The following is a 14,895-nucleotide window of genomic DNA, read 5'->3' as shown; positions in this document are numbered from 1 at the left end:
GCCGGGGGAGGGTCAACCTTTGCGGCCGAAACCAACGCCGGGCGCGCCCGCAGCTTCTTCGAGCGGCTCCGGAGCTGCGACGGGGGGGCGATGCCTCCCGGCACTGCGGCGAAGCGGGCGACACCCCGGTTTGAACCTGGGTGCCGCTTTCTTCACCACGACCCACTTACGTCGAAATCACCTGCGCTGGGGCCCGGACTAATCGTCGTATTTCTCCATCAGGTTTTTCCGGGATTTTTTGTACTCCTCTTCGCTCAACAGGCCCTTCTTGTAGGCATCGTCCAAATCCTGCAACTCCTGGCCGAGGGTCGTGGTGGTCGTCATTTGTTTCACATCGGCGCCGCCGCCGCCGCATCCAAACATGGCCCCGGAGCACATCAGCAGAAGTACAACAGTCAGAACTCTCATCAGTTTCATTTTCTTGGTTCCTTTTTTTATAGGTTTTAATTGGCGGCGCAGCGGGCGCCGAGGTTAAACCCAGCGCGAGTCGCCGGTCAAACAGATGGACAGCCAAACGTCCTCGAGAGGCAGCTCGAGGGCGCGCCGTTCGTAGACCCACACTACCCGGCAAACCGCGCCGCTGAAAATGCTGAACCAGATCACGCCCTTGGGGTCCACTTTATGGCCGCCGGCGCGGATGCCCTCCAGGCCGTTGATCGGGGCGTAGACGCAGATCACCAGCACCATGAAGCCGTTCACGCTCAGCACCAGCGGCTCCAGGTGGTAGTAGCCGAAGGGGAAGCGCCGGTTTTAGGGCTTGACCACCAGCTTGGCCGCCAGCAGGCTCAGCCCCGCCCCGCTTTCAACCTTCAAAAAGCCCAGAACCTTCTCAACGGAATGGGACCAGGGCTGCATGCTACCCTCCCTGCAGATCCGATATGCGAACAGGAATTATTTGCGGTTGCATTTATCTCCTTCCTTTTTGTAGTTTTGCTTTACCGCTGCCCAGGCAACCTTGTGGGCGACCTCTTCGCGTGAGGCATCGCCCTGCCTGTCCTTAACATCTTCATACTGGTCCCAAGCACTTTTGAAAACCGCCGGGGCCTGCGGTTATGCCACTTGGCGTCATTTCTCCTCTGCACTCAGCGCTTCGAAGCCGGAAATGACGTCGAAGAGTTCCTCGTCGATGCCGCTCTGGCGCAAACGATGGAATGTCCCGTTGAGGTTCTCCAGCAGTTCATCGATGTTTTTGTCGGCGCGTTGCATCGCCGCCAGGCGGCTCGCGTTCTCGCTCGCGAGGGATTCGGCGCACGCCCGGAAGAGCGAGACGAAGAGATATTCACGAATGAGCGCCCCAAGAATCGCGCTGCCGCCCCCTATAACCTCGGGCAGGTTTTTCGTCGGCCAGGGAAGCTCGGCCAGCTTGCGTCGCCAGTTTTCGTCCATCGGCAGCAGCCGTTGACCGACGGGCATGTAAACCGACCCGGACGCCGGGCGGTTGTAAAAGAGGTACAATTCGCTGATTTCCCCCCGGCTGCGACGCGCCTCGCTTTCCAGGAGAACCTCCCCGATGAGCGGGATGATGGCCTTGACGGAGTTCGGCACGCTGAAGCGTCCCATCAGGTGCAGCCCCGCGTCCGCAAGGCGCGCATGAACCCGCTCACCGACGGCCCAGACCTCTGAAACTGCCGGCAGGGCCGCCAGCGCCTTGACCGCATAATCGGCCACCACATCATTGAACTGGCCCACCAGGCCCTGGTCCGATCCGAACACCACCGCGCCGATCGCACCTGCAGCTGTTAACCTCTTCTGTTCTGCGACCAAGGGCAGCCGACCGCTTTGCCGGAAGCATACGCCCAAGCCCAGTTCCACCGTGCGATAGTAGTCCGCCAAGGCGGCCACCGATTTCTCGTATTGCCCGACACTCGAGGCGGCCACAGCCTTCATGGTACGCACGACGGATTGCAGATCTCCGGCGCTGTTGATCTTGCGGCGCAGGCTCGCGGTGGTGTCGCTCATCACGCCTCCGGGTGTTTCGGTTCCGGCTCAGATATGGGGCTCGCTTCGGGCGCGAACGCTTCGAGGGCTTGGCGGGCGATTTTGATTATCGTTTCGCGGTCCTCATCGCTCAACTGGTCGGCAGTGTCCAATCGCTCACGGATATTTGCCGGGATCTGCGCCGCCGCCTTGCGCACGGCCTGCTCGGCGGCCGTCATCCGGTCCAGCGGCACGTCGTCGAAGAGGTCCGCGGTCAGCGCCAGCAGCACGGTGATTTGGGCGGGCAGGGAGGCCGGGGCGGATTCCGGCTGCTTCAGGCAGGCGCGGATTCGCCTCCCATGGTCGATGATTTTGCGGGTGTTTTCATCCAGGCGGGCGCCGAACCGGGAAAAGGTTTCGAGTTCCTCAAACTGTGCGTAGGCCAGCTTGAGGTCGCCGGCCACCGCGCGGTACGCTGCGCGCTGCGCCTTGCCGCCGACGCGCGAAACGGATTTGCCGACATCCACCGCCGGCAGCACGCCCAGCTCGAACAGTGACGGCGAAAGGTAGATCTGCCCATCGGTAATGGAGATCAGGTTGGTCGGGATATAGGCGGAAATATTTTGCGCTTCGGTTTCGATGATGGGCAGCGCGGTGAGCGAACCGCCGCCGAGTTCCGGGCGCAGGTGCGTCGCCCGCTCCAGCAGACGAGAGTGGATGTAGAAAATATCACCGGGAAAGGCTTCGCGACCGGGCGGACGGCGCAGCAACAGAGACAGCTCGCGGTAGGAGCGCGCGTGATGGGTCAGATCGTCGTAAACGATCAAGACATCCCGGCCGGCCTCCATGAAAGCCTCCGCGATGCTGGTGGCGGCGTAGGGAGCGATGTAGGCGAGCCCCGGCGGATCGTTGCCCTCGGTCACGACTATGACGGTGTAAGCCATCGCGCCCTTTTCCCGCAGGGTGGCCACGGTCTTGGCGACGCCGGCCGCGCGCTGACCGATGGCGCAATAGACACACAGGACGTCCTTGCCGCGCTGATTCAGGATGGTGTCGATGGCAATGGCGGTCTTGCCCGTCTGGCGGTCGCCGAGAATCAGTTCGCGCTGGCCGCGCCCAACGGGAATGAGGGCATCGATGACTTTGAGGCCGGTCTGGAGCGGCGCAGTGACGGGTGCGCGATCCATGATGGCCGCGGCGGGGCGCTCGACGGGCAGACGCCGGCTTGCGACCACCGGCCCGCTGCCATCCAGCGGCCGGCCGATCGGGTCGATGACGCGCCCCAGCAATCCGTCGCCCACGGCCACGTCCATGACCCGGCCCGTCCGCTGGACTTCGTCGCCGGTGTGCAGATGCCAGTATTCGCCCAGCAGCACGACCCCGATTTCATCCGCATCCACGTTGAAGGCAATACCGGGCACCTCGCCGGGAAAGGTCACCAATTCATCAAAGCCCACGCCGGGAAGCCCCGCCACCTTGGCGATGCCGGTGGCGACGCTGGTGATGGTGCCCACCTCCCGTGGCGCGAGGCGCGGCGTGAACGCTTCCCGCACCCGGCTTATTTCGGCAAATAGGCCGTCGAAAACCTCCTGAAGACACTCAGGTTCCATCTTCACCGGCTCCTTGGGTCGCGGGTCCAGGTGCCTCGGATTCAGGCGCTGCTTTGGCCTCGGGCGTGTCCTTGGATGTCAGAAGCTCAGCGACGCCCTTTTCCAGTGACGCCAGGTAATCCGCAATGCTCCATGCCACCTTTTGGCCATTGGTGGTGAGCTCGATGCCGCTGATCACCTCCGGCGCGGTCTTGAACCGGACGGGGATTTCAGCCGCGAAGGTTTCGTTGAGGGCAGTTTGGATCGCCGTGCGTTGCGCCGCGGGCAGATCAAAGGCGCTGCGCACAAGGACGGGCGCGGCGGCGTTTTCAAGGGCCTCGGCAAGGTTCGCTTTTGCCTGGCTGTCCAACTCTCGCAAGCGGCGGGTGAACACCTCACCCAGACGCTCTTCCAGACTTGTCGCGGCCAGATCCGTCAGTGCCTTGCGGGCAATGGCGAACACTTCCTGGCGGGCCCGACGGGTGATGGATTGATTCAGGTTATGGGCATCGTTTATCAGCGTTTCCTGGCGCTTGGCACGCCAGGCGTCGGCCGCCTGCCGCGCTTCGTCGAGGAGCCGCCGGCGTTCGGCCTGGGCCTCGTCCGTCGCTTTGCTCAAAAGGGCGCTGCGCTGCCGGTCGAAAGCCTCGTTTTTTTGTTTGAACGCATCGCGCTCCTTTCGGGCTTCGGCCTTTTGCGCCCGGGCCTCCGCCAGCTCCGCCGCGATCCGCTTCTCCCGCTCGTCGATGGCATGAAGGATGGGCTTGTACAAAAAGCGCTTCATCAACCACACCAGAATGAGGAAATTGAGCACCTGCGCAACGATGGTGAACCAATCGATTAGCATCGGGTTAGTTCCCTGTGGCTTGGGCGATGACGTGTTTCCAGAACGGGTTGGCGAAGATGAGAATCATCGTGACCACGAAGCAGTAGATGGCCGTGGATTCGATCATTGCCAACCCCACGAACAAGGTCCGGGTGATGGTGGCGGAGGCATCGGGCTGCTGGGCCAGTGAACTGAGGGCAGTCGAGACCGCCTTGCCCTCCCCCAGCGCCGGGCCCATCGTGCCAAACGCCATGGTGATGCCGGCAGTGGCAATGGATATCACCGCGATAATCGTCATGCTATCCATAGTGTCTCCTTTTTTGATCGGTTTTCACATTTCAGTGTTCTGCATCGGGTTCAGGCCTGTTCTTGCGGACGCGCGTGGCGGCCGCGGTGTAAACCGTGGCCAGGATAAAGAAGATGTAAGCCTGCACCATGCCGGTGAGCAGACCGATAGCCGTCATGATGATCGGGAAAATGAAGGGCGCAATCGTGAGCAGGATGCCGACAATCATCGCCCCGCTCATCATGTTGCCGAACAACCGAACGGCCAGGGCCAGTGTGCGTGAAACTTCGCTGATGATGTTAAACGGCAGCATGATAACCGTCGGCTTCATATAGGAATTGAGGTAGCCGCCCAGGCCTTGCTCCGCGATCCCGAAGAACGGCACGGCCACAAACACGCACAGCGCAAGAGCCGTCGTAGTCGAGAGCGAGCCGGTCGGGGATTCGTAGCCGGGAATGACGGTACCGAGGCTGGCCGCGGCGACCAACAGGAAGAGCGTGCCCAGAAAGCCGAGATATTTCCGAGGCTGACTCAGGCCGACCTCCTCGATTTGTTTCTCGATGCCCAAGACCACCATTTCCAGAAGGTTTTGCCAGCGAGAGCGTTCGTGACCCGTGGCAAGTTTGCGTGTTACCCATTTCGACCCCACGGCCAGCACGAACATCAATCCCCAGGTGAACACAATGGTGGCGTTGAGTTTGAGAAACCCGTATTGCCAGAAGACGATCTCGTCGGGGCTAAGCCGCATGGCCGGCCTCCTTTGCCGAGGCTTTGAGGCCTTTGCCCGGCGAACCGCTCAGCCGCGTCACGATGCGCCGTGCGATCACAAATCCCAGGAGACACGCCAGCAGCCGCTGCCAATGACCGCCGGTGACAAAGTAGAAGCCGGCCAGGACCATGCCGGTTCGCAGCAACAGGCTGCCGCAAAACCAAAAGGCCGGCAGTTTGGACGTAACGCCCTTGCGAACCGTCCACCACAGGCCGCCGAAGAAAATAGCCCCGAGCAAAAGGCCCGAGGCCAAAGCCGCGACCAACTTGAGCATTTCATTCATCATTTTCCTCCTGCTCCTCCCGCATGGCCTTGTCTTCCTTGGACACCCAATGCCAGGCGTTCCAACAGCCGACCACCAGGCCGGCAACCAGCAGCGCCAGGGTCCAGGAGCGGCTTCCTGGATAGCGATTGTCCAGCCAGATGCCCAGCGCCGCACCGAGCAGCGTCGGAATGGCAACCGACCAGCCGATCAGCCCCATCATGCCGAATCCGAACCAGACGGTTCGCTTGACGTGACGTTGTGCACGGAGTTTGCGCGCCGCCTTGGCGCCGACCTCCCGACTTAACGTGCTTCGGTCTTTTGCACGCTTGTTTTCCGGTTTTTCACTCATGCTGAAACTCCGCCAAACGGCGCAAAAAACCGCTCTCCATTTTGGCCATCGCCAAACGAACGTCCCGCTCCCGTTCATTTACGTTCAGAAACTCCCGCTCCACCGCCGCGCGCAGCCGGCTGAGATCCGTTCCGCCGATGGCGTTGCGCACCGAGACCAACACATTCAAACCGGTTTTGACCAGCACCCCCTCATCGATGGCCACGTATGCCTCGCCCTCGGCGTTGTCTTCGTAGGTGAGAATCCCGGGCGCGAGCGCCGCGACGCAGTCCAGCCGGTGGGGCAGGAGTCCGAAGGCGCCCTTGCGGGTCTCGGCAACGATGCGCGCAACGCGGCTTTTTTCGGCAAAGACCCCAAACGGCAGGAGAATCTTAAGATTCATGCGTGTCGGCTGCTGCACGAGCGACCTCCGGTTCCGGCGCGGGCTCCGGTTCTTCCCCGGCCTCGGTTTTGGGCTCCGCTTTGGTTTCAGCTCCAGGCGTGCCGGGTTTGGCCTTCCGGATCACGTCGTCTACGGCCCCGATCATGTAGAGGGCGCTTTCCGGGTAGTCTTTGAATTCATCCTGCAGGATTCGCTCACAACCGTCCAGCGCGTCTTCGAGGCTGACGAGTTTTCCCTCCAGGCCGGTGAACTGCTCGGTCGTGAAAAAGGACTGGGTGAGAAAACGCTCCAGCCGTCTGGCGCGGGCGACCACGTTACGGTCCTCCGACGAAAGCTGCTCAAGGCCGAGCATGGCGATGATATCCTTGAGCTGCGCGTATTGCGCGAGCGTGCGCCGAATTTCCTGGGCCAGGCCGTAATGCCGCTCCCCGACGATGCCCGGCGTGGCCATCTTGGAACTGGATTGCAGCGGGTCGATGGCCGGGTAAAGACCTTCGCTGGCCCGCTTGCGCGAGAGCACGATCGACGCGGAAAGATGTGAGAAGGTGTGCACCGCCGCCGGATCGGTGAAATCGTCCGCCGGCACGTACACCGCCTGGATCGAGGTGATGGCGCCGGTGTCGGTGTTGGCAATGCGCTCCTCCAGCCGCGACAACTCGGTGCCCATGGTGGGCTGGTAGCCCAGACGCGACGGCATCTGCCCCATCAGGCCGGAGACCTCCGAGCCGGCTTGAATGAACCGGAAAATATTGTCCATCAGGAGCAACACATCGCGGTGCTCGTCGTCCCGGAAATACTCGGCCATGGTCAGCGCGGCGTGGCCCACGCGAAACCGGCTGCCCGGCGGTTCGTTCATCTGGCCGAAGACCATCACCATGTTGGGCAATACCCCGGCTGCCTTCATCTCACGGTAAAGCTCCTCGCCCTCGCGACACCGTTCGCCAATACCGCAAAAAATGCTGACACCTTCGTGGTACCCGATCATGTTGTGGATCATTTCGGTGAGCAGCACCGTCTTGCCCACGCCCGCCCCGCCGAACAGGCCCGCTTTGCCGCCGCGCTCCAGCGGCAGAAGCACATCGATGACCTTGATGCCCGTCTCGAAGATCTCGGACTTGGTGGAACGGCGCGCCAACGCCGGCGGGTCGTGATGAACAGAGCGCCACGCAACATCCGTCGGCGCAGCCTGGCGGTCGATGGCGTTGCCGAAGACGTCGAACATCCGGGCTAAAATTCCCTTGCCGACCGGCGTCTTCAAAGGCCCGCCGGTGTCTTTCACCGCCATGCCGCGAGCAAGCCCCTGGGTCGGGGTCAGCGCGATCCCGCGCACGCACTGCGCGTCGAGTTGCGCCAAAACCTCGATGGCAATTTCCCCTTCCTTGGCGTGCAGCAACGAGTAAATCGGCGGCAAATGCGCTTCAAAGCGCATATCCACGACACTGCCGCGCACCGAAACGACCGTGCCGAGATTTGACCTATCGGCCTTGTTGTGCATGTCGGGTCCCCATGGTTGATAAGACCGCTACGGATTTTCAATGCTGATCATGCGGCAGCGGTCGGCGAGGAACTCATTTTGATCGAAATCGGTGTTACCGTGGGAAATGAGTTGGATCACCCTCTCATCCGAATCGTAATTGCCATGGGCGGCAATCGGGTTGACCACATCGACGCCGAAAGCCGTCAGCCTCTCGGCGACATTGATGTAGATATTGGTGACCACGGGGCACATTCTGGAATCCAGGTAATGATCGACGAAATCCTGGGTGATGGAATAGCTCAAAAGATCGTTGGGGTCGGTGAAGGCCACGATATCCAGTTTTTTGAACGCCCGCCTGGCAAAATTTCGGCCGCCTTCCCGGCAATAGCTGCCGATCTGGCCGGCAACCTTGGGGGCCGGCAGACCGATTTGCAACAGCGGCATCTGGTTGGAGAGCATAAAGACGGTCATCTCTTTTGCCTGCATTTTGGAAACCAGGGCGGGGTGGCCGGACACAATTTGATCGTCACCCAGCGTTTCGACGATCTCCCCCAGCGCGTCCATGATGATGCGGCTTCCCAGACTGTGGGTGATAAAGACAATATTGTACTTTTCCAGACTGCTCAGCCGGGCCAGCGACGAAACGCTGCAGACGCTGCGCTGCGTGTCGTTAATCTCCTCCCCTTCGCCGCCGGCCAGCATCCAGCAGATGGCCTGTTGGGTGGCCGTCAGGATGAGGTTCTCCGGGTCGGTGACATAAATCATCGGATCCGGGCCGACATCGTTGAGGAAGGCCTTCATGGCATTGTTGAACGAGGCCCTGCGATGCGCGAATTCACCGGAGGTGTCAAAATCCAACACCCGCTTACGCTCCGCGGTGATCTCCGACCAGGTCAGCTCGTAGAAGACGAGCTTTTGGGATCCCTCGGGGTTGCGCATGGTGATGATGCGCAGATTCGCCAGCCTTTGCGCCGGATTCCCGGGGTTCATGATAGCAACGTCTTTGGGCTTCGAAAAATTGTGCAGCCCCAGGGAGCGCGCGATATTCTCGCTGATGATGGCGGAGTGTCCGGGGCGATGGGTGCCGATGCCGTGCACCACCAGAACCTTGACGACTTCCCCCTTGTCCAGATAGGAGGCGATGCTGTTGAACTGGCTGCCGCGGATTTCACATTGCCGGGTGTCTTCCTTTTCCAGGTTTTCGATCACCCTGGAGGCGACTCCCCTGCCGAAGGAATAGCAACCGGTTAAAGATAACATGAGCACGACGAAGAGCAGTTTTTTCATCGATGCATTCCCCCAAAGCGGGCCCGAGATCTTCTGAGCCTTTGCTTTCTCGCTTGTCTTTTCGTTTGCCCGGCGCACTATAGCCGCCACTTTCAAGGCGGTTCGATGCCGGCCGCTTGATAAGCGCGGGCGGTGGCCGCCGCACAGGGATTGCCCCCTCCGGTGCCCAGGTCGCTGAAAGCGCTCAGCAGGAAGAGCGGATTGACCAGGCCGGCCAGCAGCCCCGTGCGCAGGAGCCGGCGCCGGCTGGGGAGGGGTGCAACCAATACCCGGGGCGTGGCCAGGGTGCCCCTGATGGCCACCGGCTTGGCCAGGCTGACCAGACTCGGCCGCTTGGGACGCGGCGCCAGCAACAGATCCAGCCCTTCCGTTTCCAGTTTCAGCACCCCGCTGCCGGCCACCGTGATGCGCCGGGTGTCCAGGATGAAATCCTCCAGCTCGACCAGCCCCGATTTCAATTCGACGTGCGCAACGGTGCAATTCATTTCAGTCACGTTTTCCCGCTGCCAGCGGGGCGAGAGCATCGTCGGGACGAGGTCCGCCGCCCAGAGGTCCAGGCCGCGGCCTGTGATCCGGCCCTCTCCCGCAATCAGGGTGAGGCGGCCGACGGCATTGCCCAGCAGGCTGCGCAGCGTGGCGCCGCTGCCGGCGAGACCGGCATGCAGATCCAGGCGTCCGGTGACCAGGTCCGAATTCCGCGTTTGGGGCTGCAACAGCCGAAGGTCCAGCCCCTGGGCGTCCAGCCGCAACGTGACCGCAGGCGGGGTGGCCGCAACATCGATCTCGAGCTGGCCCTCGACCCGTTCACCGGCAGCACCGGTAACCACAGGAGAGAAGCGCAATCGGCCGTTTCGCAGCCCCAGCGTGGAGGCCAGACCGGCGTGCGCCCCGGCCTCGGTGACGATGCGCTCCGCCGCGAGCGCAAGATCCAGGTCCACCGAATCAAAAAAGTCGGTGGGGAAATGGACCTCCGGGATGACCCGCGAGGGGTCCGCTGCCGGCTTCTTGCCCGCGCCCCCCTCCGGAGGCGTCAGGTCGCTCAAATGGAGCGTCCCGGCCTGGATGCGACCCGAAACTTCGGGGCGCGCGGGCGCCTCCAAAACGGTCAGGTCCACCTGGAGGTCGCTCTTTCCGACGCGCAGCTGCCCTTCATGGGTGAACCGCTTGCCGCGCCCGGAAACCCGGCCGGCGGCCTGGAATGCCCCCTGCAGAGGCAGCGCAAGGCCCAGCAGCGCATCAAGTTCCTGAATATCCTTTCCCGCCAGCTCGTGGGCAAGGTCAAACGCCTGCCGCCGGAAGGGCCGGGCCACGGTGCCTTCGACCTCCAGCTCCAGATCCGCGGCCTGAATCGTGGCCCGCACGGGGAGCGGGTCGTCCTTTTGGAAAAGTTCGGCGAGGGTCCCGGTGCCGAGGGCCGCATGGAAGGGCGCCTGGTTCAAGGTCCCGGCCACGGTAGCCGAAACCGGGTGCCCCGCCTTGACGCTCACCTCGGCATTCGCCACGACCAGCGTCAGCGGTTCGGACATCAACTTGCCGGAATAGGTCACCCTGGCCGGTGACATTTTGACACTGATCTCCGCCGCTTCGCGCAGCGCACCCAGTGTGCGCCCCGCGCTGCGGCCCTCGAAACGAACTCTGTCCGCACTGCCGGCGACGACCTCGGGCAGTTTCAGCTGCCGCAGCGCCTGCCCGGCATCGATGCGCCCGGTGGCGGCCTGCAGCCGAACGCTGGGCGTGGCGCCGGTTGCCGTCACCGCCAACTGCCCCTCCAGGTCGGAGTCGGCCAGGCGGCCGCGGAACGCGGCGTCCAGGGCGTCGCCCGCCACTGCCAGGGTGACGTTCAGATTTTCGACCGGTATGGGGCTGTCGGCCACGGTGCTGACCGCCAGTTCCAGGCGGGCGTCGAAAAATTCCAGCCAGTCGAGCCTGACGGGGGTGTCCGACAGGCGGGTCGGCCTATCCCGGGCGGGGGCCGTGGCGGCTGCATCCCCCAGCGCCCCCAGCGAAAGGCGCTCCGAGGAGAGCCGGCCTGTCAGCATGGCCCGCGGTGCGCTGCCGTCCCAGCGCAGGGCGCCGGTCAGCCGGTTGGGCCCCAGCCGCAGCGCCAGATCCCGCAGCTCGTGGACCCCGTCGCCGCTGGTCACCCGGGCGCTCAGATCCAAGGGCGAGCGGGGCGGCAGCGATACCCCCAGCAGCTTGCCCAGGCCATCGAGACGGTTGCCGGTGAGCCTTGCGGTGAGGTTCAGGCCGCTGCGGCCTTGGGGCGTGGTGACGAGCGCCCCCTCGGCGGTCAGCGCCACGCCGGCCGCCGATGCACTCAGTTTAAGCGGCCAGTCCGACGTGTCGCCGTCTACGGCCTTTTGGGGGCCGCCTTGAAAGGACAACGCCAGGGGAACCCCGTCGCGCTCGGCGGCGATCTCCCCGGCAACCACATCCCCTTGATGGACCGAGAGGGTGCCACCCACGATCCGAATCCTCTGCAGGGGTTTGCGGCCGCCGATCTCCCCCTCCAGATCGCTGAGGCTCACATCCCCCGCCGCGATAAGGGCGTTCAAGGCCAGCCGATAGGGGCCGACCTGGGTTGGCGCCCCGCCGAAATGGCGGGTGATGGTGTCGAGCTCCTCCCCCTGGAGCAGGGCCTCCAACGCCAGCCGGGAGCCATCCGCGGCCGGGGCCAGAGTGCCGCCAAAATCGAGCTCGGCGTCCGCCAGTTGCAGGCGGCCGGCCAGGGGCCAGGGGTCCGCCGTGGAGATTCGGTGGGGAAACCGCTCCGAAAAAAAGGTCAACGCCAGCGGGGCGTCGCCGAGCCTGCCCTGCAAGGCGGCCTCCAGGGGTTCCTCCCGCCCGGCCGAAGCGGTTCCGCTCTCAATCGTGATTTCCTCCAGGCCTGAAAGCCCCTGAACATGGGCCAGAATCTCGGTTATCCGGTAACGCCCCTGGTCGCCGGTCACCGTCGCCGACAGCTCGAAAGGACCCGTGGCGGGAAATTCCACCTCGAAGAGTTGCCCGAGGGAATCGATCCGATCCCCGCTGAGCGCGAGGCCGAATTCGAAATCGTTCCAGGCGAAGGCGTGCGCCACGCGCCCGGCGGCTGTCAGCGAGAGATCCGGCGCCTGCATCTCCAGCCGCACCGACCACGGGGCTTGGGGGCTAGACAGCTCGGCCGGGCCGTCGGCGACCAGCGCGATGCGGCAGGGAACCCCCCTGACCCGGCCTTCGGCCTCGATCCGCTCGGGCTCGCCGGGAATGTTCCAGAGCCGCGCCGTCTCGATCTCGTAGCGGCCGAGGAGGGCGCCGGCCGACCGGTGGGTGATGACGGCATCCTGGATCAGCAACCGCTCCAGGGCGGGCAGGGTACCGGGTTCCTGACCGCCGCCGGAGGCGCCGAAGGTGAAGTTGTTGACTCCCTCGGGTCCCTCTTCGAGGAAAACCGTGACCCCTGAAAACCGGACATCCAGAATCCGCAACTCACCGGAGAGCAGCGGCCAGAGGGCCACCTGAACGGCGACCTCGTCTGCCACGGCCAGATGTGCCGCCGAGGCCCAGGGGAGATTGTCGATGGTCATCTGGTTGACGACGATCCGGGGCTTAAGCGAGCGCTCCAGCCGGATCGGCCCGACGAAGCGCACCCCCCGGCCGAAGGCCGCGCTGGCACCGGCTTCCAACTGGCCGCGGAACAGCGTCGGGTCCACGAAAAGCAGCGCCGCAAAGGCCGCCGCGGCCAACAGCAGCAAGCCCAGGATAAACGCCGAGATGAGTTTGGCTGGACGCATGGGTTTTTTAGCGGTCAATCAAGATTGACGATCCCGCAAAAAGCATTTTACGGCGCCGTGCTGCGGTGCTTGTCAAACAGGAGCCTTTACGGGCACCTCGGGGATAGGTCGAGATTCACGACTCCCCTTTTCCTTTGTTCATTTTCTTTTGCGGAAAAGAGAACGAACCAAAAGAAACCGCCCGCGCCCCGATGCCCTTCGGGCTGCCCAGCGCTTCTCGCAGCCGGCGGGCCCTGTGGAACTCGCTGGCGCTCAGACAGCCACAGGGCCTTTATCGCCGGCTGCTGCGATGCTCGCCCGGGACGATGGGAAATAAAACGCCGGCCGCAACAAGCGATTGATATCCGGCGGTGGTCTTCGAAAAAACCCATACCTGCGAGATTAGCGGTGAGTTTTTTGACCGAACCACTGCCGGTCACTTCGACGATGCCGGCTCTTGGTCGGCCAAGATGCCCAGGGTGCGGGTGAACACGACCTCGGGCACCCCGAAGGCCTGCTTGATTTCCACATCCCGGTCCCACTCGTTGTCGATCCGCGACACCCGGTAGGCGGTGCGCAGCCCGATGTGGTTGACGTGAAACCAGGGGGAGACCAGCGGGAAGTACTGCAGCGGCCAGTCGGTGCCGTAGAGCATGCGCGCGGTGAGTCCCGGCACCTCCAAGGCCTTGGCCAGGTACCCCAGTTTGTTGATCTGGGTGAGGCTGGAGATGTCCGTATACAGGTTCGGCCAGACTGCAAACATCGGCAGGATCCGTTCGAAATTATCCTGCCCCTCGGATTCCCCGGTGGTTGCGATGTGCGCCGCGATCACGGTCACCCCGTGCTGCAGGGGCAGGGTGAGCCGCATGGGATCCGAATATTCGTCGTGGGCGTGGGCGAAGGATTTTTCCTGCCCCGCGTGGCTGAGCAAGGGGAGGCCCAGCGCCGCCATTTTTCGATAGAAGGGAACGATGGCCTCATCCGCGGGGTCGATGTGCATGATCGACGGGATCCATTTCACCAGCACCGCCCCCTGGGCGGCCACCTCTTCCAGCAGGGCGAGGCTGTTGCGCCGGTAAGGGTTGATGCTGGCCCCGAAGAGCAGGTTGGGGTATTTGGCCGCTTCGCGCTGGACAAAGTCATTGGGTACGTAAAACTGGGTATTCTCCTTGTCCAACACGCCGCTGGTTTTGTCGACGATGCCGTCAAAGGCCAACACGACCGCCTGATCGACGTAGCGCGAGCGGGCGATCTTTTCGCTGAGTCTTCGAACCACGAGCCCATCGCCCTCGGCCTTGAGTTCCTCTTCGGTGACCCCCATCCAGCGCATGAAAAAACGGAACCGGAAATTACGGCGCATCCCGTCGCTGATGAATGCGCCCGAATCACCGTAGCCGAGGCCGGCCACATGGGCGTGCCAGTCGATGACATGCCGGTCTTTAAGCCTGTCATCGGCCACAACCGCGCCGGGGGGCAGGCCATCAGCGAAAAGAATGCAGGACAAGACGATCGTTTTGAAATATCTCATTTGGCGGCAACCTCCGCGAGAAATCGGGTACTTGTTTTTTGGGCGGCGCGGCGGTTTGGTTCGTCACTCCGCGCGCGGCGATAGGCCGGGGTCAGCCCAGAATTTCGTCATCCTTGGCTTTTTTGGAAGCCCCGGCGGCCTTCTGCTCCTCTTCCAAGCGCCGCATGGCGGCCGCTCCGGCCGATTGCGCCAGCTTCTGGAGGGCTTCGGGATCCTGGGCCGCCTTGTCGGAGAGGGTTTCCGGCAAGTCCACGATGACCTTGCGGTGGGCGTAATGAATTCCCTTGGCATTCAAGGCCGCGGTGATCAGGCGGTAGGCCTCGCGGCGGATGAGAAAATGACTGCCGGGCTTGGCGGTGAACTTCACCCGGATGGTCATGACCGAATTGGCGATCTCGCGCACCCCCTGGGATTTCAGCGGCCGGATGAAATCCTGGCCGAACTCCTCGTTTTCAAGCATCTTTTTAC

The 14,895-nt window shown here is 63.1% G+C and carries 15 protein-coding genes and 1 pseudogene; all 16 read right to left on the bottom strand.

Annotated features, from left to right (window positions below):
* Positions 1-198 precede the first annotated feature (198 nt).
* Positions 199-417 carry a hypothetical protein gene (locus LJE63_02455; GenBank protein ID MCG6905460.1) on the bottom strand — a complete coding sequence of 73 codons (219 nt, stop codon included), beginning with the start codon at positions 415-417 and terminating at the stop codon, positions 199-201.
* 54 nt (positions 418-471) lie between these two features.
* Positions 472-720, bottom strand: a complete 249-nt coding sequence (locus tag LJE63_02450; GenBank protein ID MCG6905459.1) for a hypothetical protein — start codon at positions 718-720, stop codon at positions 472-474.
* A gap of 171 nt (positions 721-891) precedes the next feature.
* Positions 892-1,035 (bottom strand): annotated as a pseudogene (locus LJE63_02445) (ChaB family protein).
* Between the two features lie 30 nt (positions 1,036-1,065).
* Positions 1,066-1,959 carry a F0F1 ATP synthase subunit gamma gene (locus LJE63_02440; protein MCG6905458.1) on the bottom strand — a complete coding sequence of 298 codons (894 nt, stop codon included), beginning with the start codon at positions 1,957-1,959 and terminating at the stop codon, positions 1,066-1,068.
* Positions 1,959-3,479 (bottom strand): alternate F1F0 ATPase, F1 subunit alpha, encoded by a 1,521-nt coding sequence (locus LJE63_02435; GenBank protein ID MCG6905457.1) that lies wholly within the window; start codon positions 3,477-3,479, stop codon positions 1,959-1,961. The genes LJE63_02440 and LJE63_02435 overlap by 1 nt, the downstream gene beginning before the upstream one ends.
* 37 nt (positions 3,480-3,516) lie before the next feature.
* On the bottom strand, positions 3,517-4,353 hold the full coding sequence (locus tag LJE63_02430; protein MCG6905456.1) for a F0F1 ATP synthase subunit delta: 837 nt from the start codon (positions 4,351-4,353) through the stop codon (positions 3,517-3,519).
* 4 nt (positions 4,354-4,357) lie between these two features.
* Positions 4,358-4,639, bottom strand: a complete 282-nt coding sequence (locus LJE63_02425; GenBank protein ID MCG6905455.1) for a F0F1 ATP synthase subunit C — start codon at positions 4,637-4,639, stop codon at positions 4,358-4,360.
* A 31-nt stretch (positions 4,640-4,670) separates the two neighbouring features.
* Positions 4,671-5,366: a F0F1 ATP synthase subunit A gene (locus LJE63_02420; GenBank protein MCG6905454.1), complete on the bottom strand. Its 696-nt coding sequence runs from the start codon at positions 5,364-5,366 to the stop codon at positions 4,671-4,673.
* Entirely contained in the window at positions 5,356-5,673 is a 318-nt protein-coding gene (locus LJE63_02415) for an ATP synthase subunit I (protein ID MCG6905453.1), read from the bottom strand. The genes LJE63_02420 and LJE63_02415 overlap by 11 nt, the downstream gene beginning before the upstream one ends.
* Positions 5,663-6,001 (bottom strand): AtpZ/AtpI family protein, encoded by a 339-nt coding sequence (locus LJE63_02410; protein MCG6905452.1) that lies wholly within the window; start codon positions 5,999-6,001, stop codon positions 5,663-5,665. Before LJE63_02410 ends, LJE63_02415 begins: the two co-directional genes overlap by 11 nt.
* On the bottom strand, positions 5,994-6,383 hold the full coding sequence (locus LJE63_02405) for a F0F1 ATP synthase subunit epsilon (GenBank protein ID MCG6905451.1): 390 nt from the start codon (positions 6,381-6,383) through the stop codon (positions 5,994-5,996). Before LJE63_02405 ends, LJE63_02410 begins: the two co-directional genes overlap by 8 nt.
* Positions 6,373-7,878 carry a F0F1 ATP synthase subunit beta gene (atpD, locus tag LJE63_02400; GenBank protein MCG6905450.1) on the bottom strand — a complete coding sequence of 502 codons (1,506 nt, stop codon included), beginning with the start codon at positions 7,876-7,878 and terminating at the stop codon, positions 6,373-6,375. Before atpD ends, LJE63_02405 begins: the two co-directional genes overlap by 11 nt.
* A 27-nt stretch (positions 7,879-7,905) precedes the next feature.
* Positions 7,906-9,147: a hypothetical protein gene (locus tag LJE63_02395; protein MCG6905449.1), complete on the bottom strand. Its 1,242-nt coding sequence runs from the start codon at positions 9,145-9,147 to the stop codon at positions 7,906-7,908.
* 92 nt (positions 9,148-9,239) lie between these two features.
* Positions 9,240-12,920 (bottom strand): AsmA family protein, encoded by a 3,681-nt coding sequence (locus LJE63_02390; GenBank protein ID MCG6905448.1) that lies wholly within the window; start codon positions 12,918-12,920, stop codon positions 9,240-9,242.
* A 415-nt stretch (positions 12,921-13,335) separates the two neighbouring features.
* Positions 13,336-14,427, bottom strand: coding sequence for an amidohydrolase family protein (locus LJE63_02385; protein ID MCG6905447.1), 1,092 nt, complete (start codon positions 14,425-14,427; stop codon positions 13,336-13,338).
* Positions 14,428-14,518: 91 nt separating this feature from the next.
* A partial coding sequence (locus LJE63_02380; protein ID MCG6905446.1) for a hypothetical protein occupies positions 14,519-14,895 on the bottom strand: 377 nt, incomplete at its 5' end.

The organism is Desulfobacteraceae bacterium (assembly GCA_022340425.1).
Classification (GTDB): Bacteria; Desulfobacterota; Desulfobacteria; order Desulfobacterales; family JAABRJ01; genus JAABRJ01.
This window is presented reverse-complemented; position numbering and strand designations above follow the sequence as displayed.